Source organism: Streptomyces sp. A5-4 (assembly GCF_051131715.1).
Lineage (GTDB): Bacteria > Actinomycetota > Actinomycetes > Streptomycetales > Streptomycetaceae > Streptomyces.
In genome coordinates, this window is sequence record NZ_CP178591.1 from 3,707,336 (window position 1) to 3,731,508 (window position 24,173).

18 protein-coding genes and 1 pseudogene are annotated in these 24,173 nt (G+C 66.7%); 4 read left to right on the top strand and 15 right to left on the bottom strand.

Annotation, left to right across the window (positions count from 1 at the left end; genetic code table 11):
- Positions 1–41: 41 nt before the first annotated feature.
- A complete protein-coding gene (locus ACLLJJ_RS16995) occupies positions 42–215 on the top strand; it encodes a hypothetical protein (RefSeq protein WP_434591994.1) in 174 nt (57 codons plus the stop codon).
- 247 nt (positions 216–462) lie between these two features.
- Here the strand turns inward: ACLLJJ_RS16995 and ACLLJJ_RS17000 are convergent, their stop codons facing one another.
- The 3 genes from ACLLJJ_RS17000 to ACLLJJ_RS17010 are packed head-to-tail and all read right to left on the bottom strand — an operon-like array spanning position 463 to position 3,444.
- Positions 463–1,980, bottom strand: coding sequence for an amino acid permease (locus ACLLJJ_RS17000; RefSeq protein WP_434591996.1), 1,518 nt, complete (start codon positions 1,978–1,980; stop codon positions 463–465).
- Between the two features lie 43 nt (positions 1,981–2,023).
- Positions 2,024–2,968: a hypothetical protein gene (locus ACLLJJ_RS17005; protein WP_434591999.1), complete on the bottom strand. Its 945-nt coding sequence runs from the start codon at positions 2,966–2,968 to the stop codon at positions 2,024–2,026.
- Positions 2,968–3,444, bottom strand: a complete 477-nt coding sequence (locus ACLLJJ_RS17010) for a GNAT family N-acetyltransferase (RefSeq protein ID WP_434592001.1) — start codon at positions 3,442–3,444, stop codon at positions 2,968–2,970. Before ACLLJJ_RS17010 ends, ACLLJJ_RS17005 begins: the two co-directional genes overlap by 1 nt.
- Positions 3,445–3,788: 344 nt before the next feature.
- Here ACLLJJ_RS17010 and aspS point away from each other — a divergent pair, with 344 nt between their 5' ends.
- A complete protein-coding gene (gene aspS, locus ACLLJJ_RS17015; protein ID WP_434592004.1) occupies positions 3,789–5,099 on the top strand; it encodes an aspartate--tRNA(Asn) ligase in 1,311 nt (436 codons plus the stop codon).
- A gap of 58 nt (positions 5,100–5,157) precedes the next feature.
- On the opposite strand, the gene ACLLJJ_RS17020 is transcribed toward aspS, so the two are convergent.
- The 3 genes from ACLLJJ_RS17020 to ACLLJJ_RS17030 are packed head-to-tail and all read right to left on the bottom strand — an operon-like array spanning position 5,158 to position 7,829.
- Entirely contained in the window at positions 5,158–5,928 is a 771-nt protein-coding gene (locus ACLLJJ_RS17020; protein ID WP_434592006.1) for a hypothetical protein, read from the bottom strand.
- Between the two features lie 36 nt (positions 5,929–5,964).
- Positions 5,965–6,870 (bottom strand): radical SAM protein, encoded by a 906-nt coding sequence (locus tag ACLLJJ_RS17025; protein ID WP_434592009.1) that lies wholly within the window; start codon positions 6,868–6,870, stop codon positions 5,965–5,967.
- Positions 6,867–7,829: a radical SAM protein gene (locus ACLLJJ_RS17030; RefSeq protein ID WP_434592010.1), complete on the bottom strand. Its 963-nt coding sequence runs from the start codon at positions 7,827–7,829 to the stop codon at positions 6,867–6,869. The genes ACLLJJ_RS17025 and ACLLJJ_RS17030 overlap by 4 nt, the downstream gene beginning before the upstream one ends.
- 29 nt (positions 7,830–7,858) lie before the next feature.
- Here ACLLJJ_RS17030 and ACLLJJ_RS17035 point away from each other — a divergent pair, with 29 nt between their 5' ends.
- On the top strand, positions 7,859–9,457 hold the full coding sequence (locus tag ACLLJJ_RS17035; RefSeq protein ID WP_434588078.1) for an ISL3 family transposase: 1,599 nt from the start codon (positions 7,859–7,861) through the stop codon (positions 9,455–9,457).
- Between the two features lie 9 nt (positions 9,458–9,466).
- Here the strand turns inward: ACLLJJ_RS17035 and ACLLJJ_RS17040 are convergent, their stop codons facing one another.
- The 5 genes from ACLLJJ_RS17040 to ACLLJJ_RS17060 form a co-directional block, all read right to left on the bottom strand.
- On the bottom strand, positions 9,467–9,928 hold the full coding sequence (locus ACLLJJ_RS17040; protein ID WP_434592012.1) for a hypothetical protein: 462 nt from the start codon (positions 9,926–9,928) through the stop codon (positions 9,467–9,469).
- Positions 9,929–9,933: 5 nt separating this feature from the next.
- Positions 9,934–10,293 carry a hypothetical protein gene (locus tag ACLLJJ_RS17045; protein ID WP_434592015.1) on the bottom strand — a complete coding sequence of 120 codons (360 nt, stop codon included), beginning with the start codon at positions 10,291–10,293 and terminating at the stop codon, positions 9,934–9,936.
- 177 nt (positions 10,294–10,470) lie between these two features.
- Complete coding sequence (locus ACLLJJ_RS17050) at positions 10,471–10,890, bottom strand: hypothetical protein (protein ID WP_434592018.1); 420 nt, start codon at positions 10,888–10,890, stop codon at positions 10,471–10,473.
- Between the two features lie 119 nt (positions 10,891–11,009).
- Positions 11,010–12,239 (bottom strand): helix-turn-helix domain-containing protein, encoded by a 1,230-nt coding sequence (locus ACLLJJ_RS17055; protein WP_434592020.1) that lies wholly within the window; start codon positions 12,237–12,239, stop codon positions 11,010–11,012.
- A 209-nt stretch (positions 12,240–12,448) separates the two neighbouring features.
- Positions 12,449–13,846: an IS1380 family transposase gene (locus ACLLJJ_RS17060; protein ID WP_434588185.1), complete on the bottom strand. Its 1,398-nt coding sequence runs from the start codon at positions 13,844–13,846 to the stop codon at positions 12,449–12,451.
- A 281-nt stretch (positions 13,847–14,127) separates the two neighbouring features.
- Here ACLLJJ_RS17060 and ACLLJJ_RS17065 point away from each other — a divergent pair.
- Positions 14,128–14,594, top strand: a pseudogene (locus ACLLJJ_RS17065) (NUDIX hydrolase).
- Positions 14,595–14,932: 338 nt separating this feature from the next.
- Here ACLLJJ_RS17065 and ACLLJJ_RS17070 read toward each other — a convergent pair.
- Genes ACLLJJ_RS17070 through ACLLJJ_RS17085 form a run of 4 tightly spaced genes read right to left on the bottom strand, consistent with a single transcriptional unit; the run spans position 14,933 to position 23,700 of the window.
- Positions 14,933–17,785: an RNaseH domain-containing protein gene (locus ACLLJJ_RS17070; protein WP_434592023.1), complete on the bottom strand. Its 2,853-nt coding sequence runs from the start codon at positions 17,783–17,785 to the stop codon at positions 14,933–14,935.
- Between the two features lie 24 nt (positions 17,786–17,809).
- A complete protein-coding gene (locus tag ACLLJJ_RS17075; protein WP_434592026.1) occupies positions 17,810–21,139 on the bottom strand; it encodes a hypothetical protein in 3,330 nt (1,109 codons plus the stop codon).
- Positions 21,136–22,380 carry a hypothetical protein gene (locus tag ACLLJJ_RS17080; protein WP_434592029.1) on the bottom strand — a complete coding sequence of 415 codons (1,245 nt, stop codon included), beginning with the start codon at positions 22,378–22,380 and terminating at the stop codon, positions 21,136–21,138. The genes ACLLJJ_RS17075 and ACLLJJ_RS17080 overlap by 4 nt, the downstream gene beginning before the upstream one ends.
- Positions 22,381–22,440: 60 nt before the next feature.
- Positions 22,441–23,700 (bottom strand): helix-turn-helix domain-containing protein, encoded by a 1,260-nt coding sequence (locus tag ACLLJJ_RS17085; RefSeq protein ID WP_434592032.1) that lies wholly within the window; start codon positions 23,698–23,700, stop codon positions 22,441–22,443.
- Positions 23,701–24,173: the final 473 nt, after the last annotated feature.

A 24,173-nucleotide genomic window follows, 5' to 3' on the forward strand; every position in this document is an offset into this window, starting at 1 on the left:
GCAGGGGACATCCCCCGGCCCACCAACCGTGGAGACCAACCGTGCCTATCGAAGTATGGCTACTTCTTCCGCTCGCACTCCTGCTCGGCCTCATCTGCGCCACAGTCGTCTGTCTTGTCGCCCTGAGCCGTGCCGACCGGACCGACATCGTCGCCGTCACCAGGGAACTGCCAGATATCGCTGCCGTCTTCCTTCGCTACCGCCGGAAGCGATGACCGCTCTGTGCCGAGGGCCCTCTCGCGACTAGGTTCGCTGGCAAGGAAGCCGAGGCGACTGGATTCGCTGTCAAACGCCTCTATTCGATGACAGCGGACAACTGGCAACGAAATGGGCCCGAGATGCGACGTCGACGCAGCTCAGGCCCGTTTCGCCTCGGATAAGCGCCTTACCCGACTCCCCCGGCGACTAGCGTGTTTTCGTGGCTCGACCGACTGGCTTCAGCCGTTCCCCTTCCAGCGCGCGTTACGAGCGCACCGCTTCCCGTTTGAGGCCGGGGCTGGAGTTGCGGGGGTGGGCAGGGTTGAGGAACCACTTGCGAGCCGAGCCGAGCCACCAAGCGCCGCAGAAGACGACGACGACGCCGACCGCGACCGGCGCGTAGTTGAAAGTCTTCGTGGTGATGGGTGAGCTCTGCGGCAGCATGAACAGCACCGTGATCACCAGCACCCACACGACGGCAATCGTGCCGACGAAGTTGGACCAAGAGCCCAGGTGCCACGGGCCACGCTCGAACTGGTCCCCCTGTCGCAGGCGCAGGAAGGTGGGGATCACGTAGGCGATGTACAGGCCGATGGTCGCAATCGAGGTGACGGCCGCGTAGGCCGTGCTGTTCCACAGGTAGGGCAGGCCCAGGACGAACGCGCCTCCGGTGGCCAGCCAGACGGCATTGGCCGGAGTGCGAGTGGCCGGGTTGAGCTTGTGCCACGTCCGGGAAAAGGGCAGGGCGCCATCGCGCGAGAAGGCATAGATCATGCGAGAGTTCGCGGTCACTGAGGCCATGCCGCAGAACAGTTGGGCAATGATGATGACCACGAGGAGCCACTTGCCGGCCGCCGCGCCGAGGGCGTCCATGAGGATCTGTGCCGGGGGCACTCCGGTGCCCGAGTCGAGGGAGCCGGCGTAGGACTGGATTCCGTAGGTGAAGCCGAAGAGGAGGACGAACCCGGCGGCGAGAGAGACAAGGATCGAGCGGACAATGCCCTTGGGGCCGGCGGTGGAGGCGTCGATGGTCTCCTCAGTCATGTGGGCGGAGGCGTCGTAGCCGGTGAAGGTGTACTGCGCCATCAGCAAACCGATCAGCACCACGTAGATGCTGGACGAGAAGCCGGTGTTGTTGACGAACTCGCCGAACACGAAGCCGGTCGACTGATGATGGCTGGGAACGAGCACCAGGGCACCGCAGATGACGAGGACGCCGAGGATGTGCCACCAGATGGAGACCTCGTTGAGGACGGCGACGATGCGCACGCCGAAGGTGTTCAGCACACCGTGCAGAACGAGGATGATCCCGAACAGGATGACGGTGTGGCCAGGAGCGGCACCGTAGCCGAACTGGAGGTCCAGTAAGGCGTTGAGGAAGGTGGCGGCGCCGAAGTCGATGCCCGCGGTCACCGCTATCTGGCCCAGTGTGTTGAACCAGCCGGTGAACCAAGCCCACGCCGCTGCCGAGCGTTTCGGCGCCATGCGGTGGGCCCAGAAGTACAGGCCCGCGCTGGTCGGGTAGGCAGAGCAGACCTCGGCCATGGACAGCCCGACGGAGAGCGTCATGAGGCCGACGAACAGCCATCCCCAGATGATGACTGCCGGGCCGCCGGTGTTCATGCCGTAGCCGTACATCGTCATACAGCCGGACAGGATGGAGATGATCGTGAAGCTGACTCCGAAGTTGGCGCGGCCGGACATCGAGCGCGACAGCGTCTGCTGGTAGCCGAGTTGCTTGAGGCGTTCCTCGTCGGAAACGCGGGAGACATCGAGAGGCACAGGGATTCCGTCCTTCGTGCAGGAAAGGGATGGGTCAAGGGGCTCAGTGGTGCCGACGCCGTGGTGGGCTGTAGGCCCAGGAGCGGTGCCGCAGGAACAGGTCGCCGGCCTGGCCGCAGTAGGACCAGGGGACCTGGGTGGCGTACGGGCCGATCGCGTCGAAGACCTCCAGGGCCTCGTTGTGGCGGTTCGCGAAAGACAGGGCGTGGGCGAGATAGTTGGCGTCATCGGCGAAACAGGCGTGCGGCCGTGGGGCGCGGTAGTGCCACCACTGCTCCAGCACGGGATCAATCTGCGGGCACCTGACCCAGGGGTGGATCGTCAGCCCGTACGCCTTCTGGTCCCGCTCTTGACGGGATCGGTGTGCCTCCGCCAGGACGACCAAGGGCAGAACGGCGATCGGCAGCCCTCGGGGAGCGATCGAAGCCTGTTCCTCGGCCCACCAAGCCGCCTCCCCCTGTGCGCCGTGAAAACGCGGAAGCAGATAGGCGACAACCTCGTGGTGCGCCTCCCGGTTCCACGGATCGCGCTGTTTGATCTCCTCCCACACGCGGCCGAGCGTGTCTCGGTCGGGGGCATGGGTACGCAGTAGCGCGAGCATGACGACCAGCGGCGCCACGTCTTGGGGCCACGAGTCCAGCGCGGTGCGACAGGTGGCCCAGGCTTCCTCCATGAGCGACCGGCCAGTGTCGCGTCCGGCGATCATCGCGCGCAGGGCCTGTACGTTCCCGAGGAGCGCGAGGGCGTGCGGTGACTGTGGCTCGGCCTTGGCCCAGGTATCGGCGAACCTGAGCCGCGCCCCCGCTTCGGCGAGGATCTGGAGGCGGAAGATCCTCCGGTCCCAGTCGGGGCCCGTCGCGATCAGCAGATCCCGGGCACTCTCCCACCGCCCCATCGCCGCGTCCTCCACCACTGGCCGCAGCGCCGCGTCATCGCGAACCGGATGCGGGTCGAGTAGAGGGTTACGGTCGTGACTCTGTCGCGCCATCAACGAGCCCGCCAGGACATTCGCGGGTCGTCGTAAGCGAACCCGAGTGACGCGTACAGGGGCTCACCCTCGGGGCTGGAGGCAAGGCTGATGCCCTTGCAGCCGCTCGCGACCATCCAGTCCATGAGCGCTGTCACCACGGCCCGTGCGTAACCTCGACCACGGAACTCCAGATCGGTCGCGACGGTGCTGATGTCGCCGTTGAACGGCTTGCCGCTACTGGGGCCCGGAAGCCTGGGCAGAAGAAGCCCCATGGCGCAAGCCCCGATATGGCCCGGTCCGACATCGACCACGAACGCGGCAACCGCGTTCTGGTCGCGGAGCATAGTGGCGATGGCCTCCTGGCACTCCTCGACCCATGGGCCGTCCAGTACTTCCCTCGGCCTGGTCCAAGGGACAGCCGGGCAGGTCAGCGAAAGCTGGCGCAGGCGGGCCAGCTCCCCGGCATCGGCGACTACCGCCCGTCGCACGGACACGCTCACAACAGATCCTCCCGATCACGAGTGTGTTCTTGATTGCGGCGGTGCCCGCGAGGTCCGTATCCTGCTTGGCAACGCGATGATGGAGACGAGTAGCCACGGATCACGCGAGTTGAGAGAGCCGCCGGAAGCTGGGAAGGCGGCCTCGCGCCCCGAGGCGAAGACCCTCCTGAGCGCGGGGAGGAATGACCACGCCGTGGTCCAATGCCCCGCCGGCCGGCCCCCGTCACAGGGCCCGAATGAGGCCGCCACTTGCTGGCGGCGAAAGTGCGGTGGCACCGCGAGTTCCCTTCTCGCCCGCACTCCCAAGGGATCATGTCGATGTCCTTCGGAGGACCGCAATGATCCAAAGCCGCGTACACGTCTCTGACCTGCGAGAACATGTCGGCCGTACGGTTTCCGTCTGCGGGTGGGTGAACACACTCCGCCGGCAGCGCAAGATGCAGTTCATCGTCGTGAGGGACAGCACCGGCATGGTGCAGGTGACCCACAAGCGCGACGACGGGCCGCTGGAGGTCCAGCTCGAAGCCCTCACTCCCGAGTCCGCCGTCCGCATCACCGGCCGCGTTGTCGACGCCGCCCAGGTCAAGCTCGGCGGGCTGGAGATCGTTCCCGAAACGGTCGAGATCCTGAACCTGGCCGCCACACCGCTGCCGATCGACGAGCACACCGGCCTGGAGCAGCGCCTCGACTGGCGGTTCCTGGACGTGCGCCGCCGTCCCGCCACCCAACTGATGTTCGCCGTGCAGACCACCCTGGAGCAGGGCATGCGCGAGTACGCCTACGCGCAGGGCGCCACGGAAATGCACACCCCCAAGCTCATGGGCACCGCCTCGGAGTCCGGCGCGGAGGTCTTCAAGCTGGGCTACTTCGACCGCAGCGCCTATCTGGCGCAATCGCCTCAGTTCTACAAGCAGATGGCGATCTCGGCCGGGATCGACAAGGTCTTCGAAATCGGGCCGGTCTTCCGCGCGGAGCCGTCTTTCACCTCCCGGCACGCCACCGAGTTCACCGGCGTCGACGCGGAACTGGCCTGGATCGACGGTGTCGAGGACGTGATGGCGTTCGAGGAGCAGATGCTCGCACACGCGATCAGCAAGGTCGCCGACGCGCACGGCCAGGCGATCGCCGAGCACTTCGGAGTCGAAGTCGCCGTCCCCGCAACCCCCTTCCCCCACATCACCATGGCCGAGGCGCACAAGATCTTGCGCGAAGGCGGCTGGGACCCGGAGGGAAACAAGGTGGACCTGGACCCGGAGGGCGAGCGGAGCATCTCGGCTCACATCAAGCAGGCCACTGGACACGACTTCGTGTTCATCACGCACTACCCGGTCGGCATCCGGCCCTTCTACCACATGCGGTCGGCCGACGACCCGAGCGTGACCTTGAGCTTCGACCTGCTGTGGAAGGGACTGGAGGTCACCACCGGGGCACAGCGCGAGCACCGGTACGACGTGCTGCTGAGTCAGGCCGCGGAGAAGGGCATGAACCCCGAGCCGCTGCAGGACTACCTGAACGCGTTCCGGTTCGGGTGCCCGCCGCACGGTGGGCTCGGCATGGGCCTGGGTCGGGTGTTGATGGTGCTCCTCGGCCTGGAGTCGATCCGCGAGGCCACGTTCCTCTTCCGCGGGCCGAACCGGCTCACCCCGTAACCGGCCGCGGGTCACGCCCCACGACACGGGCCAGTGCCTCGTGTCGTGGGGCGCGGTCTCAGTAGCGGACATTGCGCAGGTCATGCGTCCACGCCTCGCCGGGGTTCTTGTCCCAGTAGGCCCGCAGCGCCAACTCACGCTCCGAGAACCGGCCCTGGTGACACAGGCCGCCATGGGAGAGGGTGACGCTCATGGCGAGTGCCGACTCGGTCGTGACCCAGTGGGGTGTCAGTGCGTGGCTCCACAGCTGGTCACCGGGCCGCATGGTGACGGAGTTACGGTCGGCCACGTCGTGCTCAGGCGGCTCCTCGGCAGTGCTCTCGCCCACGACTGCCGCGTCGGCCGGCAGGTGCTTGTCGGGGTCGAGGTAGCTGTGGAAGGTTTTGGTGCCGTGGATCTGCCAGACGAGACCATGCGAATTGTCGTTGTGGTAGGTCGAGGACACGCCCTCGGTGGACAGGAACAAGATGGGTGCCAGGCGTTGCCAGGTGAAGCCCTGGCCGGACAGATGCGTGCGCCAGGGGATCATGACCTCGTCCTGGAAGCCGCCCAGGAGATCGTCGTAGAAGCGGCTGAGATTGAAATGCACCAGCCGGAACGGCCAGGTGACGACTTCCTCGACCGGGGCGGTGCGAAACGCGGCGGTGCGATCCATGCGCACCTGCCAGTCGTCGTCCCCGAGGATCGTGAACCGGGCTTCCTCGTCCCTACGTACATGGTCGAGGACGTCGACGGCGGGCAGGAACGTGTGCTCGAAGAGGACCTCCAGGGGGAAGTTCGGCGGCTCGCGCCAGCGGTGAGCGAAGTCTTCGGGCGTCGTGATTTTCATAGAGCTGTCCATGGGGTTGTATGCGTCGAGTCGGCCTCACGCCTGCGCAGAGCACGACGTGCTCGCCTCATCGGGTAGGGCGGCGGGGCGACAGATGGCGGCGCAGTCCGGGGCCACCCGGTCCTGCGGCGCGGCAGTCAGGAACCGTCTGATAGCGGAACGGGGAGCGAGGGCGCTGACTGATTCCTGACCGTAGGGGCAGCGCCGTATGTGACCGTCGGCGGACACGTACGCGGTCGCCGAGCGGCACAGCCACCGCTCGCCCCCGGACTCGGGTAACTGCAGATCCTTCAGCTCCCCGAGATAATCCCGGTACCGGTCGGAGAGGTTGAAGTAGCCGCCCAGCCGGTCGGCGTCGAGATGGTGCTGCACCAGATAGTCCTGGACCGACCTGCCGTCGCGGCGCAGGGCGCGCTCGTCGAGGACGACGGGACTGAACTGGATCGCCACTTCTGCCTCGGCCACGAGGCCGGCCAGCTCCTGGCACTCCTCGTCGTTCAGCCCCCAGCAGGTGACATGCAGGACCTTCGTCTCGGTGCTGATGGCACGCAGCGTGTCAATGCCCGAGGACGCCGTGCGCGTGGTACGTCCCAACAGCATCGCGCCCTGCGAATCGGCGGAGACGGTCACATTGGCCAGCAGATGCGCCACCTGGGAGAGGGCGATGACCTCGGCGACAGTGCGAGCCGAAGTGACCAACGACGCCGACATGCCGAACTGGTGCGCCAGCCTGACGAGCTCTCGGAGCTGTGGGTGGTGGGTCGGCTCGCCGCCGGTCAGACACACCCCCTCCACCCCCGCCTCCTTGAGGCGCGACAGGGTGCGGGTGTAGGTCGCGGTGTCGAGGAAGCCGTGGGCTCGGTCGGCTCGGAAGCAGAACCCGCAGGCCACCTTGCAGTGCCCTGCCGTGGACACCATCGCCGTCCGGACGTGGGTACTCATTGCACCCCCATGTTGTCCCAGACGGCGATCTCTACGGTGCTCGTGTAGAAGGCGCACATCTCGGGGTCCGGAGTGGTCCCGCCGATGAGTGCCTGCTCGTTGCGAGACGGTCCGCCGCAAATGGCGAGCGCCGGGCAGTCGCCGCACTCGGGGATCGGTGCGACCTTCTTCGCCACGCCGGCCAGGCGACCGGGGTCGGCCCGAAGCTCATCGAGGGTATGCAGGAAGGACGGCTCGGTGAAGTTGATGTCGCACAGGCTGACCCGGTTGCCGGGCAGGAGGGCGGCGTTCAGACTCCGGTCGCCCTGAATGTGGTCGAACAACATCGGCCGACGGGTGTCGAGGGCTTGGAAAGCGCGGTCCAGAACGGAGAACAGCATGCCGCCTCGCCCGAGAGCGGCAAGGCGGGCCTCGTACAACTCACGGGCCAGCTCATTGCCGTTGACCTGCCACTGGCCTGCGGTCGGGATGGGCGTGTTGACGTAGATGAACGTCAGCCCAAGGTCGTCGATGATCCACCGGACCGTCTCGGCGAGGCGTCCGATATTCGCCGCCGTCGGGGTGAGGTTGCAGCCCACGTGCAGGCCCTCTGCCTCGACGAACCGGGCGACATTGCGTCGGATGCGGTCATCCGCGGGCTGGCCGCCGAGCAGGAGGCGGTGCGCGGAGTTGATGCCTGGCGGGCCGTCGATGGAGATGCCGACCCCGTACTCGTACGCGACGAAATGGTCGAGAGCTTCATCGGTCAGACGGGCACCGTTGGTAACGACCGTGCGCCGCACCCTGGCCACGCCGTAGCGGGTGGCGAGTGTGTCGGCGAGTTGGTCGCCGTACTGCATGAGGTCGAAGCGGATGGTCGGCTCGCCGCCGAACCACTGGATGGTGTGAACGATCACGTAATTCGGTTCTGTCGCTGATCTTGTGACGGGGCGGGTGGTGTCAGTGGCGGCTGTGATCATGAGCCAGGTGTACTTCACGGAGTTTCGGGGTGTTGTTCCCTCATCTGGCCGGTGTTGTGGTCGAGGTGGTCGAGCGGTCGTTGTCCGGTGTGGTCTCGATGCATGCGCGTGCTCGGTCGTCGGGCGGGGTGTGTCCGCACTGCGGTAGCGCGTCGGGCCGGGTGCACGGACGGTACGTACGGCGGCTCGCGGACGCGGCGGCCAGCGGCGCCGGGGTGGTGATCGAGTTGCTGGTGCGGCGGTTCAAGTGCCTGAACCCCGGGTGCCGGGCGGTGACGTTCGCTGAGCAGATCGCGGGGCTGACCAGCCCGCATGCCCGCTATACGCCGCTGCTGCGCGGCCAGTTGACCTCGATCGCTCTCGCGCTGGCCGGCCGCGCGGGGGCCCGCCTGGCCGGGGTATTGGGCTTGGACGTCGCCAAGGACACTCTGTTACGTCTGGTCCGTGCGGTGCCGGAAGAGCCTGTCGGAGAGATCCGTGTGCTCGGTGTCGACGATTTCGCGCTCCGCAGGGGTGCGACGTACGCCACGATCTTGGTGGACCTGGAGACCCGGCGCCCGGTCGACGTGCTGCCCGGCCGTGAGGCCGAGCCACTGGCCGCATGGCTGAGCAACCACCCGGAAATAGAGATCGTGTGCCGGGACAGGGCCGGAGCGTATGCCGAGGGCACCCGCAGCGGCGCCCCGCAGGCGGTCCAGGTCGCAGACGCCTGGCATTTGTGGCACAACCTCGGCGAGGCGGTGGAGAAGACCGTATCCGCCCACCACGCCTGCGCCCGGGCCGCGTTCGAGAACACCGTACCGGCCAAGCCGCCGCCCAGCGACGACATCTGGCAGACGCCGCCCCCGGTTGACGCGATGCTCGATGTCTGCGGACGCGAACGCCGTCTGGTGACCCGGACCAGGGAACGCTACACCGCAGTGCGGGAACTCCTGGACGGCGGCAGCACGCTGGAGGGGATCTGCCGGACACTGCGGCTGAGCCGCAAAACCGTGCGCCGCTTCGCCCGGGCCACCAGCATCGACGAACTGCTGGTCAAGGCGACAAACCGGTCCACCCTCCTGGACGAGCACACGCCCTACCTCCACCAGCGATGGAACGAGGGCTGTCGCGACAGTGCCCAGCTCCACCAGGAAATCGTCGCCCGGGGGTTCACCGGAAGCATCCAGACCGTCCGCCGCTACCTCCGCCCGTTCAAGACCTCCACCACCGCGCCGCCAGTGCCCCGTCCAGCTCCGCGGCCCCGCCGCATCGTCCGCTGGATCATGACCGCCCCCGGAAACCTGGCAGCCGTGGACGCCGCCGACCTCAAAGAGATCCGGGCCGACTGCCCCGAACTCGACGCCGTCACCGACCATGTCCGCGACTTCGCCGCCATGATGAGCGACTTGCGCGGCGACCAGCTGCCAGCCTGGATGGAACGCGTCCTCGCCGACAACCTGCCCGCCCTGCACTCCCTGGTCAACGGCCTGCGCCGGGACCAGGACGCCGTCACCGCCGGCCTGTCCACCCCCTGGAGCTCAGGCCAGGTCGAAGGCCAGGTCACACGAGTGAAATTCCTCAAAAGGCAAGGATACGGACGAGCCAACCTCGACTTCCTCCGCAAGCGGGTGCTCCTCACACCCTGACCCACCCCGTCACAAGATCAGCGACAGAGCCGAATTTCGTGATCGCTCACAGATGGATACCTCTTCCTGTCCGGCGTTCTGCTCGAACAGGAACTCCAACCCCGCCGAGAGTTCGTCCTTCGTCATGTCCGGCTTGCCGGAATTCGTGTCGACGAAGCAGTACGTACAGGACATGTTGCAGCGGTCGGTGACGACCACGCGGAGGCCGCTGATGCTGCGGGGGCTGGCGTCGAGGCCGAGGAGTCGAAGGCGGTCGTGGAGTGCTTCGCGCCGGTCGGCCGGGGGGCCGTCGGGGGTGAAGCCGAGCCCTGCGAGGGCTTCATGGGTCGCGGTCGGGGGGACCCCGGCGAGGTCGTGGACCTCGCCGGGGTCGATGAAGGCACTGTCCAGAGTGACTGGGTCGAGGAGAACTGCTTCCCCGTTCCGCTCGTACTGGAAGTACTTCCCCCACAAGAGTTGGGGGACGGCCATGGGGGTCAGGCCGTCGCTTCCTCTTCGGCGATCCCGAGTTCGCCCATGACCGTGCGGACCTTTTCCTCGGCGGCTGCCTGAAGCGTCGCGGAGGCGGCCGGGGAACCACCGTCGGCGAGGACGATCACACCAGGCAGCGTCGGGTTGGGTGCGATGACCGTGATGCCGGCCGGGTCGGTGCCGATGACCATGACGGCGTTCTGCAGCTCGACCCAGTCGGTCCGCTCCTTGAGCGCCTCGATGATGCGACCCTGCTTCTCCTGGAAGGAGGCGCGCTCGCCCATCCACACGCCCGCCTTGGACTTGGAGTCCACGACGTCCGCGTAGATCAAATGGTCCTTCTTCTCTCGCCTGGCTTGAGGCATGGCTGATCCTCTCTTTGTGTTGGACGTGCTGTGACAACCCCTTGCATCCGCCGAAGTTCAGCGGGTACCGCCCCGCCCGGGGAGTGTGGGTGGGGCGGCGCTTGGCGGCTCTGCGGTGACCGACCGCACCGACGCCGGCCCTCAGACCAGCGGAGCACGCGGGCCACAGAGCGAGTTCTACGGGGAGCTTTCGTGCTCCCTGCTTGCCTTGGTCAAGGCACGGTGTAGTGCGTCAGGCACGGTAAGAGCGTGGGGCCCCGCGGGCAGCCGGTGCCAGTGCAGTCCGGGGCTGACGGTCCTATCCGCCTGCGGTACCACGACGTGGCAGGTCGCCCCCAGCGCGACGGTGCCGAGTTCCTCCCACCGTGCCGCGGTGCCGACCGGCGTCAGGAAGTACATGCGCGGCTCGCGACCGCCCTCGTCGAGGATGACCGGCCCTACGCGCCGCCCTTCCTCCTCCATGAGCGCCACGGCTCGGCGCCCTGCCTGTTCAGGCACCCGGATCGCGTCCCACCATGTACCGGCGGGACACAGCTCCGGCGCACTGCCGATGGGCATCCATCTCGGCAGCCGTGCGGTCGGGATCGCGTCCGACATAGGAAAGGCCCCCTCACAACTGGGTGTGAGAGGACCATTCCACGCTCAAGGTGGCCCTGCGCAGACAAACTGTCCGCGCCCAATTCAGGCCAACTGCCGTCACTAGCAAGCGCGTTGTGCTAAGCGACGCCCGCCCAAGTGCCGAATGCCGAGAGCTCTGCGGAGGGGTGCGCGTCCATGCGCACCAGCGAACCGAGCGTTTCGCGGACGGATGGGTGGAAGCGTGTGTGGTTCGGGGCGATCTTCCTCGCCCGCTTCAACTCGGCGAACGCGCCCCCGCGGTCGCCTTCCACCAGACGCGCCGAGGCGACGTCGATGTGGTGATGGCTGGATCGCTCGCCCACTGTCGAGGAAGGCGGCGCCCACTCGGTGCCGCCCTCGCCCCAATCCGCGAGCCGGGCCAGAGCCTGCTCGTTATCCCCGGTATCGATCAGCGCGTGCACCGAATGAATCTTGATGTTCGTCGGCCCGAAGCTCATCTCGTAGGCGAGGCTGTCTCGGTTGCCCGCCATGCTCGCGACCTGACCGGCTTCCCGCAACAGCTCCTCTGCCCCCTCGGGGTTGTTCTCCCGCGAATCCACCACCGCGAGCTTCAGCAGCAGCGCCCCGTCGACTGCCAACGCGTCGTCGCTGTACGACCGTTCCGGCTGAAGCCGCTCCAGTTCCGCGCGCAGCCCCCTGAGTTTGCGACGAGCCGACTCGGTGGCACCCTGGCGGAGCATCGCCCCGGCCACCAGGAAGCCGGCCGTGACCTGCATGAGCGGATCGCCGGTACGGTCAGCGGACCACCGCACCCGCTCCAGAGCTGTGTTGCCCAGGTCGTGGTGCCCCATCTTGTGGGCCAGGCTGTTGACCGCACGGTAGGCGCGGGCCAGGTGCCAGAACGCCTTCTGCCGCTCGTCGCCGCTCGCGCCGAGCGCCACGTGGGTCAGTTCGGTTATCACTGGGGGCAGCAGCGGCCCCATCGGCACGTACCGGGCGTCACGCCGGAGAGCCGCTATCTGGTCTACCTCCGACGCCAGCACCGGCAGCGCACGCGGACGGGCTTCCAGCTCGTCGGGAGTGTCGAAGCACAGCAGAATGCGCCGCAGCTCCGGAATGACAGCGTGCACCCCGTCCTCGGCCTCCGGTTCCCCGTAGTAAGGCTGCCCGGTCAGCACCTCCGGGCCGAAGTGCAGCGCCCGCGCCAGAGCCAATGCCAGACTCGGCGTCGCCTTCCGAGCACCGGACTCCATTTTCTGAATCAGGCTGGCGGAGACCGCGACCCGCTGGGCAAGCTGCGCAGCAGACAGCCCCCGCGTCTTGCGTGCCGACCGGAGCCGGTCCCCCAGCATCAAGTTCTCACCCACGTCGAGTTCCCCTCGCTGATCGGAGCATTGTGGCCAGGGTACGGACTAAGCCTTGATCCACCGACGTGGTCTGAAAGTGATCTTCTGACTGATTTCTGAGCCGGGTTCGGGATGTCCGTTGAGGTTGGGCAGCCTGTAGCCGCTGGTCTGCCCAGCGTTTCCACGTGTTCGGTTCCGGTTGGGCCCTGGTGGGCGGGGTGGTCAGGGGATCAGGCTGGCGGGGGTGGGTCGTGGACGGTGTCGAAGAGGTGTGTCCAGGCTTGCTGCCAGGGCCAGTTGCGTGGCAGGTGCAGGGTGAGGCGTCGTGCGGAGCGGGCGATCCTGGCGGGGACGTGGACGAGGTGGGTGCGCAGGGTGGCGGTGGTGGCTTTGGCGTGGAAGGGCGAGGTCAGTGCACCGGTGGCCCGCAGCAGGTTGTAGGTCATCGCCCACAGGGTCAGCCAGGCCGCGTTGGCATTGAAGTGTCCAGACGGCAGGTGGGCCAGAGCTCCGGCTTTGCTGTCCGCGATGACCTGCTCGACCACGGCGTGGTGGCGGTGTTCCCGCTCGGCCTGAAGGGTCTGGGCCGGGTTGTCGGTGAAGAAGGGGTGGTAGCGCCAGAGGGGGAACAGTTCGCCCTGCTCGCCCACGACGGCGGGTTTGGCCAGGTCACGGACCCGGCGCACGATCAGCCGGGCGGTGACGTGCTCGCTCTTCTTGCGGCCGGTGAACGCGGTGTATGCGGGTATCTCGGCGACCTCGGCGTCCGAGATGAGCTCACCGGTGTCGGGGTCGGGTACCGCGGTCGGGTACGTGATCTGCTGCCAGTCGTGGTCGGGGATGGCGTGGACGGCCCGTTTGATGGAGGGGTTCATGCCGGTGGTGATCGAGAAGTGGGCTCCGGCCCGGCGGCAGGCGGCGATCACACCGGCGTTGTAGAACTGCGAGTCCGCGCGCAGGATGCGGGTGCCGGTGCAGCCGGCTTCCCGGGCGGTGGCCAGGGCCTCGGCCACGAACTTCGGGGCGCCCCGGGAGTCGGCCGCTTTGCCGCGGCGCATTCGCACCGCGGCGATCACCGGCCTCGACCGGGGGGTGCAGATCGTGGCCAGCAGGGGGTGCAGGGTGCGGATGCCCTTGAACCGTCCGTACTCGGCGCCCTGCTTGGTCCGGCCGTAGACGCGTTTGTGGGTGGAGTCGACATCGATGAACGCCATCGCGTCGGCGCCGGGCAGCAGCGGGGTATGCGCGGCCAGCTCCGCAAGGAATTTCCGGTGCACGGCGTGGAGTTGGAGTGCGTGACCGTGGGTGAACGCGCGCAGGAAGCTGCCCAGGGTGGACGGGGCACGGATGCCCGCGAAGACGACAGGCATCGCACCGTGTCGCAGGACGTGGAGGTCGTCGATACTGTCCGCCCCGGCGGCCATCCCGGCCACGATGCTGGTGACCTTGGCGTCGGCCGACGCGCCCGCGCCGTTCGCCGCCCCCGTCAGCTTCACCTTCTCCGCCGCCAGGCGCGAAAGCCCGCACCGCTCGGCCAGCCGCATCACCGGGACCAGCCCGGCATGCGCGATCAGATTCTCGTCGTCGAACGCAGCGGAGACCGCCGCCCGGGTATGGGAAACTTGCATCTCGGAAGTGCCTTGCTGATTGTGTGTGCTGGAAGCCTCAAGAACTCCCATCATCGCAGGTCACAAGGCACTTCTTCGTTTTCCCAAAAGTTACCCACAGGCACCAAATCGGTGGATCAAGGCTAAGGAAGACCGCCAGTAGGCCCGTCGCCAAGAGTTAACGGGCCAACTGCACTGTTGGCGAGGCCGACCGCGTTGGTTCGTTCGGTACGACGCGGGCTTCGATGCGGTCTGGAAGACAGCGCGCCCCAGGGCGCTCAACAGGCAGGAGCACCACCGCAGTGGGCAGGACCGAGTACTACAACGACCCCAAGGCCCCCAAGGCCAACACCCTGATCCTTGCCAGCAACCTGCTCGTCGTGAACGACGAAGGCGAGATCCTCCTTCAACGACGTCGCGACACCGGCCAGTGGGCCCTACCCGGAGGCGCCCAGGACATCGGCGAGACCGCAGCCCAGTGCGCCGTCCGCGAATGCGAGGAAGAGACCGGCATCGTCGCCGAGATCACCGGGTTCCTCGGCGTCTATACGAACCCGCACCACATCGTTGCCTACACCGACGGTGAGATCCGCCAGCAGTACGAGAACACCTACATCGGCCGCCCATCAGCGGTGAACCCACCGTCAACGACGAAGCCGACGGCGTCCGCTTCATCCAGCCTGCCGATCTCGACGGGTACGACATCCACGCCAGCATGCGCCAGCAGATCGGCGACTACCTGGCCGGCACCTACCCCTATTTGGGATAGCTGCTCACCTGTCGTTGAACCCTGCTGATGCTGTCGATCGGGTGATGTTCAGGGCATTTCGTAATATTTTGCCCTCGTCTGGGTGGTTCGGCCTCGCACGTGGTGATCCTCCGACCGCACCAGGAGGTGCCCTGGTTCTTCGACGGATAGCCGGCCTCGGCAACCCCGCTGGGCTGCTGGCCGTGGGCTCCCCCATCGCGGGCACAGCCACAGCTGACGACTCGGGCTCGACGCTGATGAGCGTGCAGGAGTGTCGCACCGAGGGAGGCTACCCAGGCGACGACGGGTTCGAGGGGGGGCGATATCACGGAACTCGGTGAAGCCGCCCCCTACAAGCCCTATTGCTTCTGCTCCTCGGTCCCCTCGGCAGTAACGTCCCCGAGACCCAGTTCCAGGCTCAGCTTCTCCTCTGGCGCGGCCGTGCGTCGGTACTGCGGGTGGTCGAGATCCATCTGCTTCGCGGCGTGCAGAGGGACAGGGAAACGGGAGCGGCCGTCCCAGAACTGGCTCTGGTGGCAGAGCTTCGCCGTGGTGATGGCGAGGGCTTTCTCGGACACTCCGGCAGCGCAGGCGAGCGGGTAGATTTCGCTGGCCGTCATGGAGTACCAGTTCTGCGGCATCTCCCCCTTGCGGCGGTCCTCCTTCTTGTCGGAAAAGACGGATGCCTTGGCATCCCAACGCGTGTACTTCGATCCCAGCCGGCCCGCTCCGTCGCCGTCGAAGGCTCGCGGAACGTTGCAGAGGATCCATGCAGGTGCGCCGAAGTCGGGGGTGACCTGGTAGAGCGTGGTCGCCGTGTCCTGCTCCACCGGCTCGCTGTCCTTGGCCTTGACAAAACGGGTGGTGCTCACCGGCTGCGGCACTGCTTCGCTGTCGATGTTGATGCGAACGACGGCCTGCGGCCTGTCATCGCGGTCCAGCGTGATGCCGGGGAGCCAGTAGCGGCTGTTGCCGTCACCTGGCGAGCCTCCCTGTCGCATGTTCTGCAGCCCGTCCCACATCCGGCGGGAGGCCGGCTCGTCCACTGTGACCACGTACGGAGTGCCGTCGAGTTCGTCGGCGAGGTCGGCGAGAGCGCGTTCGACGGTCTCGGCCGCGTCGTCCCAGCGCTGCCGGTAGGTCTTCTTGTCGCCTGTTCCCTCCGGGTAGGCGCTGGCGTGGAAGGCCGGCTGGGCAAAGTGGTACGCCTGCCATTCGGGCCGGGTAGAGCTCCACCCGAGCATGGTCCACGTGCCACCGGTGGCTTGCGGAGGCACGAGGGCGGACGCGGTGATAACGACCTTGGGCTGGCCGAACTCCCCCTTGCGCCGGTTCTGCTGCCGTACGTGGATGCCGACGTGCGCGATGCGGTCGACCGGGTATCCCGCCTTCTCCGGCCGTAGCGCGTCCGCAATGCGGTCATCGACGATACCGAGGGACCGGTAGAGGTCGAGAAGGGCCATCTCGGCGGGGTGGTCCTTGGCCTTGGGCTTGAAGACGACACCCTTCTCGTCCTGGCCGCGGAGGTACTGGCTGGGTACGCCGAGGTCTCCGAGGATGTTCCTGGTCTGCGGCTTGGCGTCAAGATCGTCCAAGCTGATCCCCGCATACTCCTCGGCCACGGCCGACGTGGGAATCTCGGTCTCGCACCATGCCGCGACAAGCACCCCGTTCTGGGAGCGGATCGGCGCGCCGGTGGCCGCCAGTGCGTCCCTGCGTCCGCCGGAGGGGCCGGGCTTGAGGAAGTCGGGGGCATGGTGGAACTCTGCGACGATTTGATCGCCGTGCAGCCGGAGTTCCTCGCCGTTCTCCCGGTCGAGCCCTTCGGGATCGAGATCGAAGCTCTTGCAGAAGGTGTCAAGCATCCGCAGCCGGGCGTCGTCCCGATACCAGAGGCAGACGATGCGCAGTTTCTTGAAGCCTGCGGCCTCGACTGAGGCGAAGATGGATGCCGGGGTGGGGAACAGGGTGCCGCGCTTGCGGATCGGGCCCAGTGTCTTCGGCTCCGGATGTGCCTTCCGCTCGGCCTTGCGGCGGAGGTATTCCGTCTTCGAGATGTTCTCGGGGTCCGTCGGCCGGTGCGGCAGGCTCATCCGCACTTCGCGTGCCTCCAGCGGCACAGCCTCGGTGTCGAAGACCTTGGTGAAGTGCTGGTGCAGGAGCCGCAGGTGCTGCATGCCGGGACCAGTGCCGACGGGGAAGGAGAAATTCTTCGGCAGGATGGGCCACACCTGGCCGGGGTGCTCGCTGGGGAAGCGGGGCGGCTCCTTGCCCTCGGCTTTTGCCTTTGCCGCCTCCGCGAGCAGCTTCTGCTCCGCCTGCGACCGCTTATCGATAGCGCGCAGGACGGAGTAGTCCACTTCCAGGCGGCCGAGGGCCTGCAGCGCCAGGCGGTTGATGGTGCGAGCACCGCCACGGCCGTTGAGCATGACCTCAAGGAGTGGGTGGTTTTGGCCGGGCTGCTCGGCGAGGGCAGTGTTGGAGAAGACCAGGGAGGAGGAGATCCGGGTTACCCGTGATGTCAGCAGCAGTACGGGGTTGGCGACGTTGGGCAGCGTCTTCAGGTTGAGGGCTGTTCGGGAGAGCGCGTAGCGACCGCCCTGCTCATTCGTCCAGGGGTCATTGAAGGCGGCCAGGCCGCCGGTGGTGTCGGGCCGCAGCTTGACGGTCCGGCTGTCGGAGATGGCCCAGGGCTCGGTGGCGAGCTGCTGGGAGAGCTGCCAGGCAACTGTTCGGTAGAGCCAGTTGGGGGCCTTGGGCTGAGCGTTCTTCGTGGTCTGGAGATAGGTGGCTAGCGAGTACTTGTGTTCGGGGGTGTCGGCGAACCGCTTCGCGAGCTCGGGAGGAGCGGTGAGGTCGATGGTGCTGACGTCCTGGCCCAGGGCGAGGTGATAGGCGAGGGTGAACACGCGGCGGAGCAGCTTGTCGTCGAGGGGTTGGAGGGAGGCGAGGAACGGGGCGCGGCGGTCGGGGTCGAAGTAGACATAGCCGCCATTGGTCATGTTGAGGACGGTGGTGGCGATGGAGTAGGGGGCCTGGGCCGAGTCGTTCCTGAACTTCTTCTTGCAGAGCCTGTCGAAGTCGTCCCAGAGCTTCCAGGTCGCCTCGTCGAAGTGACGCACGTGGACCGCGGCGTCGCCGACCAGTTCAGGGGTGCAGCGGAAGGCGAGGGTGTTCAGGTACTTGCCGGGTTCACGGTCCTGCTGGGTCACGTGTCCTCTTCCGTCTCTGCTCGCTCAGTTGCCCGGGAGGCCGGTGTCGTGGGGTTCGATGCCGGCGTAGGAGAGGAAGGCGTTGAGTGCCTCCCCGTACAGGTCGTTCATGCGCTGCCGTACCTGCGGCGTCCATTGGGAGTGGATGCGCTTGAGGACGGTTTCCAGGTCGGCGCTCCAGGTGTCCTCGTGGAAGGCGTAATCGACCATGTGCAGAACGGCTTCGGTGCCGCCGCGGCGGGCGCGGCCAGCAAGCTGGATGAGGTCGACAATCATGCCAGCGACGATCTCCTCCTGGAGAGATTTGTGCATTGCCGTGAACTGGGGAGCGGTACGTAGTAGTAGTGCGAGACGGTCCCAGGCGGCGTCCCTGGCCTCAGTCAGGGCCTGTGAGGGTAGCGGGCTGCCGCCCGTCGGCAGGGCTCGCAGTCCGGCGGCGTTGATGCTGCCGTACATCTCGGCGGGGTCGTTGAGCAGGGCGAGGGGGCGCACACACAGGTAGACGGAGCGAACTGCTGAGCGGGTGCCCTTGACGATGTTGAGTCCTCGGGCAATCAGCGACAACGGCACGACCAGGATCTTCCCGTGCCGGGGGAAGTCCTCGAACTCCTCGGCGGTCAGACGTACGGCCACGTTCTCTCGGGGTAGCTCGGGATTGGGGCTGTGCAGGTCTTCGGCTCTGACCGCCAGGCAGAGCCCTCCGTTGTAGCGCCCGGCCCGGGCGATGCCGCGGGCGAGCCAGGCGCACTGTTCGTAGGAGTTGGCGACGACCAGGACGTGTGCCCGGTCCGGGTCCTTGGCGGCGGTGCGTTCGAGCTCGCGGTGGATGTACTGGTCGTACAGGTTGCTGCCCAGCTCGATGAGTGCGTCTTTCTTACGGCTGGGGTGGGTGCCGGAGACCTTGATGGGGTCACCGAAGAGAGGGTGGCCCTCGCCGTAGTCGATGCGGTGCTTCCGAGCTCGGATGGACTTGGCCTGGGCGTCGGTCATCCACCAGCGCACCGGGGCATGTAGGTGTTCACGTACCGCCTGGGGGAAGTACGCGGTGGCCGACAGCCCCATCACCGGCCGCTCGACGCCGGCCAGGATGAGCGAGACGATGCCGCCCAGTTCGGCGGTGAAGGTATGCGGGTCGCCGGCGATGGTCTGGGCGACCAAGGCGGCGTTCTTCTCTTTGTCGTCCAGACCGGTGACACGGTAGCCGGTGATCGCTCGGCCCAGCATGCCTAGTGGCAGGACGGAGGCGACGGCGCCGGACTGCAGGTCCTTCGAAATCCTCTGGGCCGAGCGCAGGCCGGAGGAGCGGTAGCCGTGAGCCTTCTCCTGGAGTGCCGAGAGTGCCTCATCCAGCTCGATCATGGCGGTCCTGGTGACCAGCAGGTTGATCGCCTGCGTCCGCTGGTGTGGGTCCTTGACGGTGTCCGCGAGGACTCGGTGGAGTTCGAGCTTGACTGCATCCAGCAGGTGTTCGCCACGGGGCGCCACCAGCGCGCTGAGTTCGCTCCTGACCTCGTGCCAGTCGGGTTCGAGCAGGCTCCGTTGTCCGCTGAGCGGGTCGAGGCGCTGGTAGCGGGCGGGCATGAGTGCGTTGAGCCGCTGGAAGTATTCGACGGGGATGTCCGCCCCGTCCGCTGCTGCGGTTTCCGGCCACAGCAGCCGCAGGAGGGTGCGGTCCCGTCCGCGGGCCAGGTGCCAGCGAGTGCTGGTCTGGTCGGGGATGCGTGCCTGGGCCCGGTCGTCCTCGGTGGCGTGCAGGCTGAGGGCGTTCTTGCAGATGCTCAGCAGCAGGAACTCGGCCATGAGCCGGACATGGCTGACGGCAGGTAGCAGGCTGTGCTCATCGTCGATGCGCAGCCGCTTGGCGTCGGTGTCCATCTCCTGGGGCGCTGCCGACCAGTGCCGGCGTGAGTGCAAGACGATCTCACTGGCACATTTGTCCACGGCTCGGGACTGGAACTGGTCGACCTCGTCGATCGCCACCGCGTGGCAGGTCCGCAAGGCGAACTCGGCTGCAGTCATACTGCGAACGGGTCGGCCGTCCAGGTTGATGCCGATCTTCAGGGTGCCTTGCATGAAAACGTAGTGGTTCATGATGACGACGTTGGCGGTGGCCGCCTCGTAGACGGGGGTGTACTTCCCGCAGGTGGGGATCCAGGGGCAGGCTGCCGACCCGACGCCCTGTCGATGCAGCGACAGGCACGGTTCGCGTCCGGGCGGGTAGTCGCCAGTGGATTCGAGGAACGTCCTCTGGGCACATCCATATGCCAGGGGATCGACGTCACGTTCGGCTCGTTCGCCCCACTCGCCCGGCGCGTCCACAGACTCGTTGATCAGCGAGGCGAGCTTGAGAGCGCGGTCGTGCATCCCGGAGGACGACATCAGGTGCGCGCACGTACGCTTCTGCTCGATGATCCCGGAACGGTGCAGGTGATCCAGGTCTTCGCGCACATTCCAGGTCATGGCCAGACATGCCTTGATATCCGGCAGGACGATGGCGATGCGCAGATCATTGGCAGCGAACCAGGCAGCCATCACGCGGACCAGGACACTCTTGCCGGTACCGGTGGGTGCGTTGAAGATCTCCATACCGCCGGCAGTCAGTGAAAGAGCCTCCTCGGGGGACACCGTGTCCGAGGTCTTCAGGACCTTGAACAACTGCCCGAGAGTGCTGTGCAGGTAGCGCTTGCCCTCCGGAAAGCGCAGGTCGATCTCTTCTGCCAAGCGCAGCAGTTCCGGCGTGGAGATGCGCAAGTCGGCCTGGTACGGCACGGTCGAGACGCTGGGCAGACTGTCGTGGCCGAGCGCCTCGGTGAACTGGGGGTAGGTGGGGATCTGCAGCCGGCCGTGGACCTGGCCCACGTTCTTGACGAAGATCTCCCGGGTAAGCCACGTCCCCGGCCCGGCGAACTCCGGAGGCTTGGAACGGGCGCTGGGGCGTCGGAACCGGCTGGTCATGCGGTCGACGTAGCCCAGAGGATCACCGCCGAGCCTGGGGAACGCGGAATCCGCCGTGAAGGGGTCAGTGCCCACGAGCTCGAATGGGCCCATCACCGGGACGCTGCTAGTTGCGTCCGCGGTGAGCGGCGACAACAGGGTGCGCGCCGCTACCGAGAATGTGCGGACGTCGGCGAGTTCGCCGGGGGCGATGGAGCAGACCATGGCGATGCGCTGCCTCTCGTCGTGAGGCAGTTCCTTCCATCGGTCCCAAGCCCGGTATTTCCCCGAGACCAGGGATGCCGCCTCGGCGAACGGGGCCGCAGTGCGGGAGTCTCCGTCGACAGACTTGGGAAAGTAGTGGGCCGCGAGGGCCAGCGCCGTGTAGACGGCGGTCTCTGCGATCGGCACATCACTCATGTCCAGCTCACCCCAGCCTTCTCGCAGACCATCTCGCCGAATTCGGAGGCCGCCGCCACCCGCATGCTGTACTTCTCGCACACCCCCGACAGCAGCGGGACCTGGCGGGCCCGGTAGTCGGGCACCACCAGCCACTCGGCACCGCCGCGGTCGCCGTCCTGGGCATGGATCAGCTTGGCCAGCGTCGCCGCTGAGGTGTAGTCCTTCACGTCAACCTTGAACGGCACCTTCTTGGCCCGCTTGGGCCCGGCCTCGACTAGCAGGTCGTAAGCATCGAGTCCTGGCCACAGCTTCACTTTGAGGCCGCGATCGACCAGCCGGTCGTACAGCGAGAGTTCAGGAAGTCCGGGAACGGTCGTGTACCGCCAAATCCCCCGGCTGACGGCCTTGTGCCCAGCGACGGGCACAGCCAGCGGGATGTCCCCGAGGTCCGGATACAGGACTGCCTCACGGCCACTCGGCCGCGCCGGCGACGGTTCAGGAAGCAACTCGGGGGCACTGGCATTCGTGGTCGGCCGAAACAGGTAGGAGGCCCCCATGTCCGCGTGCGGAGCGTGCCAGCAACGGACTGCTCCTACCAGAGCGCCGCTGTTCTTACGTAGGACGATCCGCATCGGCCACCGGCATACCGGGCACGGGAACCACCAACCCTCGAACTGTGAGTTGTAGGGAATCTCCCGGTAGAAGTCCGAGACCAACGGGGGCAGCCGTAGTTCGCAGAGGTCGTCCACGGCACCGGCAGGAGAACGAATTAAGTCCGACCGCCCGGCTTCGTAGACGGCCTGGTCACCCTGCTTGTACAGCAGCGTGAACGCGGTCTCCTGGTCGATCTCCGACTGAAGCTCCCTGTCGCTCACCACGCCCGCGGTCGTGTCGAGCTTCCGCAGCGTGTGCAGCAGCATCTGCTGCTCAAGATCGAGATCGAAGGCATCCTCCGTCACCTGTCCATCCCGGTCGACGACCAGCATCCCCTCCAAGTCCAGCGGGTCCACACCGTCGGGCAGCAGGGCAGCCAGATTCTCTCCGAGCGCGCGGCGGAACTCCCCGAACGGTAGAGGTATCCCGGGGCCGCGCGCCGCATGCAGCGTTCCGTGGCATTCCATCAGGGTTGCCAGCCGCTGCTGCGGCTCAAGTCCAGGCTCAGTCACAGCCTTTGCCGCACGCAGGGCGGCGCGGGTCACCAGGTAGCGAACCCGGACATCGCCAAGTTCTTGCGTGCCGTTCTCCGTTGAACTCGTCACAGCCATGGAGCGTAAGCGGCGCCTCTGACAATCGGGCCGCCCGAAGAAAAAAGACGCGAACTATGGCACGTCACCCGAGATTGCTTCGAGTCCTGTGGTATTGACACTCGGATATAGGTCTCGGTAGACGTGTAGGTACTCCGCTACATGACGTAGGCCGAGCTGGGTCAGCCGCCAGCGGTACTCCGAGACGTGTGTCCCTCCCGGTGCCATGACCGGGACGGAGTCCACGAAGCCACGACTCGGCTGCGCTCCGGACCTGCCCCGGTAGCCCACTCCGATGAAGAACAGAGAGCGGCCGGCTAGTTGATCGTCTTCCAGGCCAGCAGGCTCAGCGGAAGCAACGCGGGCAACGACGCCCCATAGCCACTCCGAAAGCAGGTGGGGCGCAGGATCCGGTTTGCGCAGTTCACCGAGCCCCGCACGGGCAGCAGCCCGGCCACGCCTGGTGATTTCCACCAGCACCCGTCCAACCTCCCCAACAGCCGGGTGGTCAACGGAATCCTCACTGACCACCAACAGCCCCCGACGCTCTAGAGCGTGCACCGTCGAACCCACACCGGGATCGTGAACGCCACGCTGGCGAAGCCGCTCCTGCAACCGGGTATATCCGGCAACGGACGGTGCGGCCCTCAGGGCCAGGGGCAGTCGGCGCCACTCAGCAGCCTTGGGCACGGGCAGCCGCTGAAGCCGCCGCATCCACATCTCGGTCGCGGTCATCCGGTCGTCCCGCATGATCTCCCCTAGGTAGACCTGCTGACGCTCGTTCAACGAATCCCATGTTGCCAGCGCTGCCCTCGAAGGTGCCTGCTTGGCTTTATCCGACAACGCAGGAGCAGGATCTTCCGGCCTGGTGCGCAGCCATGCGTCAAGGACCATGCGTACCGGAACGCCGTACGCCCTGGCCAGGGGACTGATTAGGCGCCCCGTCGCCTCGGGGTCCTGCCAGTGCCGCCCGGTGACCTGTCCCCCGCGCTCCAGCGCGGAGACCTTCGGCGCGGACACGCGCAGCTCCCTCCCCGCTGGCGTGGTCTTGAGCAGTTCGGCGACGCGCTCCAAGGTCAGCCCGGCGGCATACCTGAGATCGACCAGTGTCTCCTGACCACGCGGGGCACCGGTGAGAGCCTCTACTTTGCATCCGAGCGCGGTCGCCAACTGCTCCAGGCGCGGTGAAGTGGGGGTGTGACGGCCCTCCTCGTAGAAGAAGATCATCCGAGCTGAAACGCCAGCTAGGGCGGCTAGGGCGGCGCGGGAGAGTCCCAGCTCGACGCGTCGAGCCGCCAGACGTACCGGATCGACTGTGCGCAACGGCGATGGCATGCCATCTATGGAAGTCGCATGAAGACTTCATTGCAATGGCACCGCTCCAACCACAGGGATGACGTCCACCAGCTGCTCCAGAAATGTGGATCGCGCTACCTACCGAACCGGCAGACGACGACCGCATTCACGACAACTACCGGCCTCGGCCGCCATTTCAAGCAGCCGTAGGTGTCGCCCGCTGTTCCCCGCTGTTCATCGCCCTGCACCCCGACTCACCCGTGACCGCAGCAACCGTGGCCATGGCCTCGGTCGACTTCGGCGCGAGCCCCGTCCAGCAAGAGCGCTTGATGTCCCTTAGTCCGGACAGCCCCACCGGCTACGTCCTTGGCCTGCAGTCCCCCGGTGTGTCGCTACACTCCACTCTCATAGCGGCGCATCGTGCGCGCCCGCTTCCTAGCTGCAGAGGCGCCCACACCGCCAGCAGCGACGAGGACAAGGGTCACCGACTCGCACGACATCATGCATCCAAG

Excerpts from the sequence above, each read along its gene's own strand:
- ACLLJJ_RS17020 (WP_434592006.1), bottom strand. The coding sequence starts at position 5,928 with ATGAAAATCACGACGCCCGAAGACTTCGCTCACCGCTGGCGCGAGCCG.
- ACLLJJ_RS17050 (WP_434592018.1), bottom strand. The coding sequence starts at position 10,890 with ATGTCGGACGCGATCCCGACCGCACGGCTGCCGAGATGGATGCCCATC.
- ACLLJJ_RS17025 (WP_434592009.1), bottom strand. The coding sequence starts at position 6,870 with ATGAGTACCCACGTCCGGACGGCGATGGTGTCCACGGCAGGGCACTGC.
- ACLLJJ_RS17075 (WP_434592026.1), bottom strand. The coding sequence starts at position 21,139 with ATGAGTGATGTGCCGATCGCAGAGACCGCCGTCTACACGGCGCTGGCC.
- ACLLJJ_RS17045 (WP_434592015.1), bottom strand. The coding sequence starts at position 10,293 with ATGCCTCAAGCCAGGCGAGAGAAGAAGGACCATTTGATCTACGCGGAC.
- aspS (WP_434592004.1), top strand. The coding sequence starts at position 3,789 with ATGATCCAAAGCCGCGTACACGTCTCTGACCTGCGAGAACATGTCGGC.
- ACLLJJ_RS17060 (WP_434588185.1), bottom strand. The coding sequence starts at position 13,846 with ATGCAAGTTTCCCATACCCGGGCGGCGGTCTCCGCTGCGTTCGACGAC.
- ACLLJJ_RS17085 (WP_434592032.1), bottom strand. The coding sequence starts at position 23,700 with ATGCCATCGCCGTTGCGCACAGTCGATCCGGTACGTCTGGCGGCTCGA.
- ACLLJJ_RS17040 (WP_434592012.1), bottom strand. The coding sequence starts at position 9,928 with ATGGCCGTCCCCCAACTCTTGTGGGGGAAGTACTTCCAGTACGAGCGG.
- ACLLJJ_RS17030 (WP_434592010.1), bottom strand. The coding sequence starts at position 7,829 with ATGATCACAGCCGCCACTGACACCACCCGCCCCGTCACAAGATCAGCG.
- ACLLJJ_RS17005 (WP_434591999.1), bottom strand. The coding sequence starts at position 2,968 with ATGGCGCGACAGAGTCACGACCGTAACCCTCTACTCGACCCGCATCCG.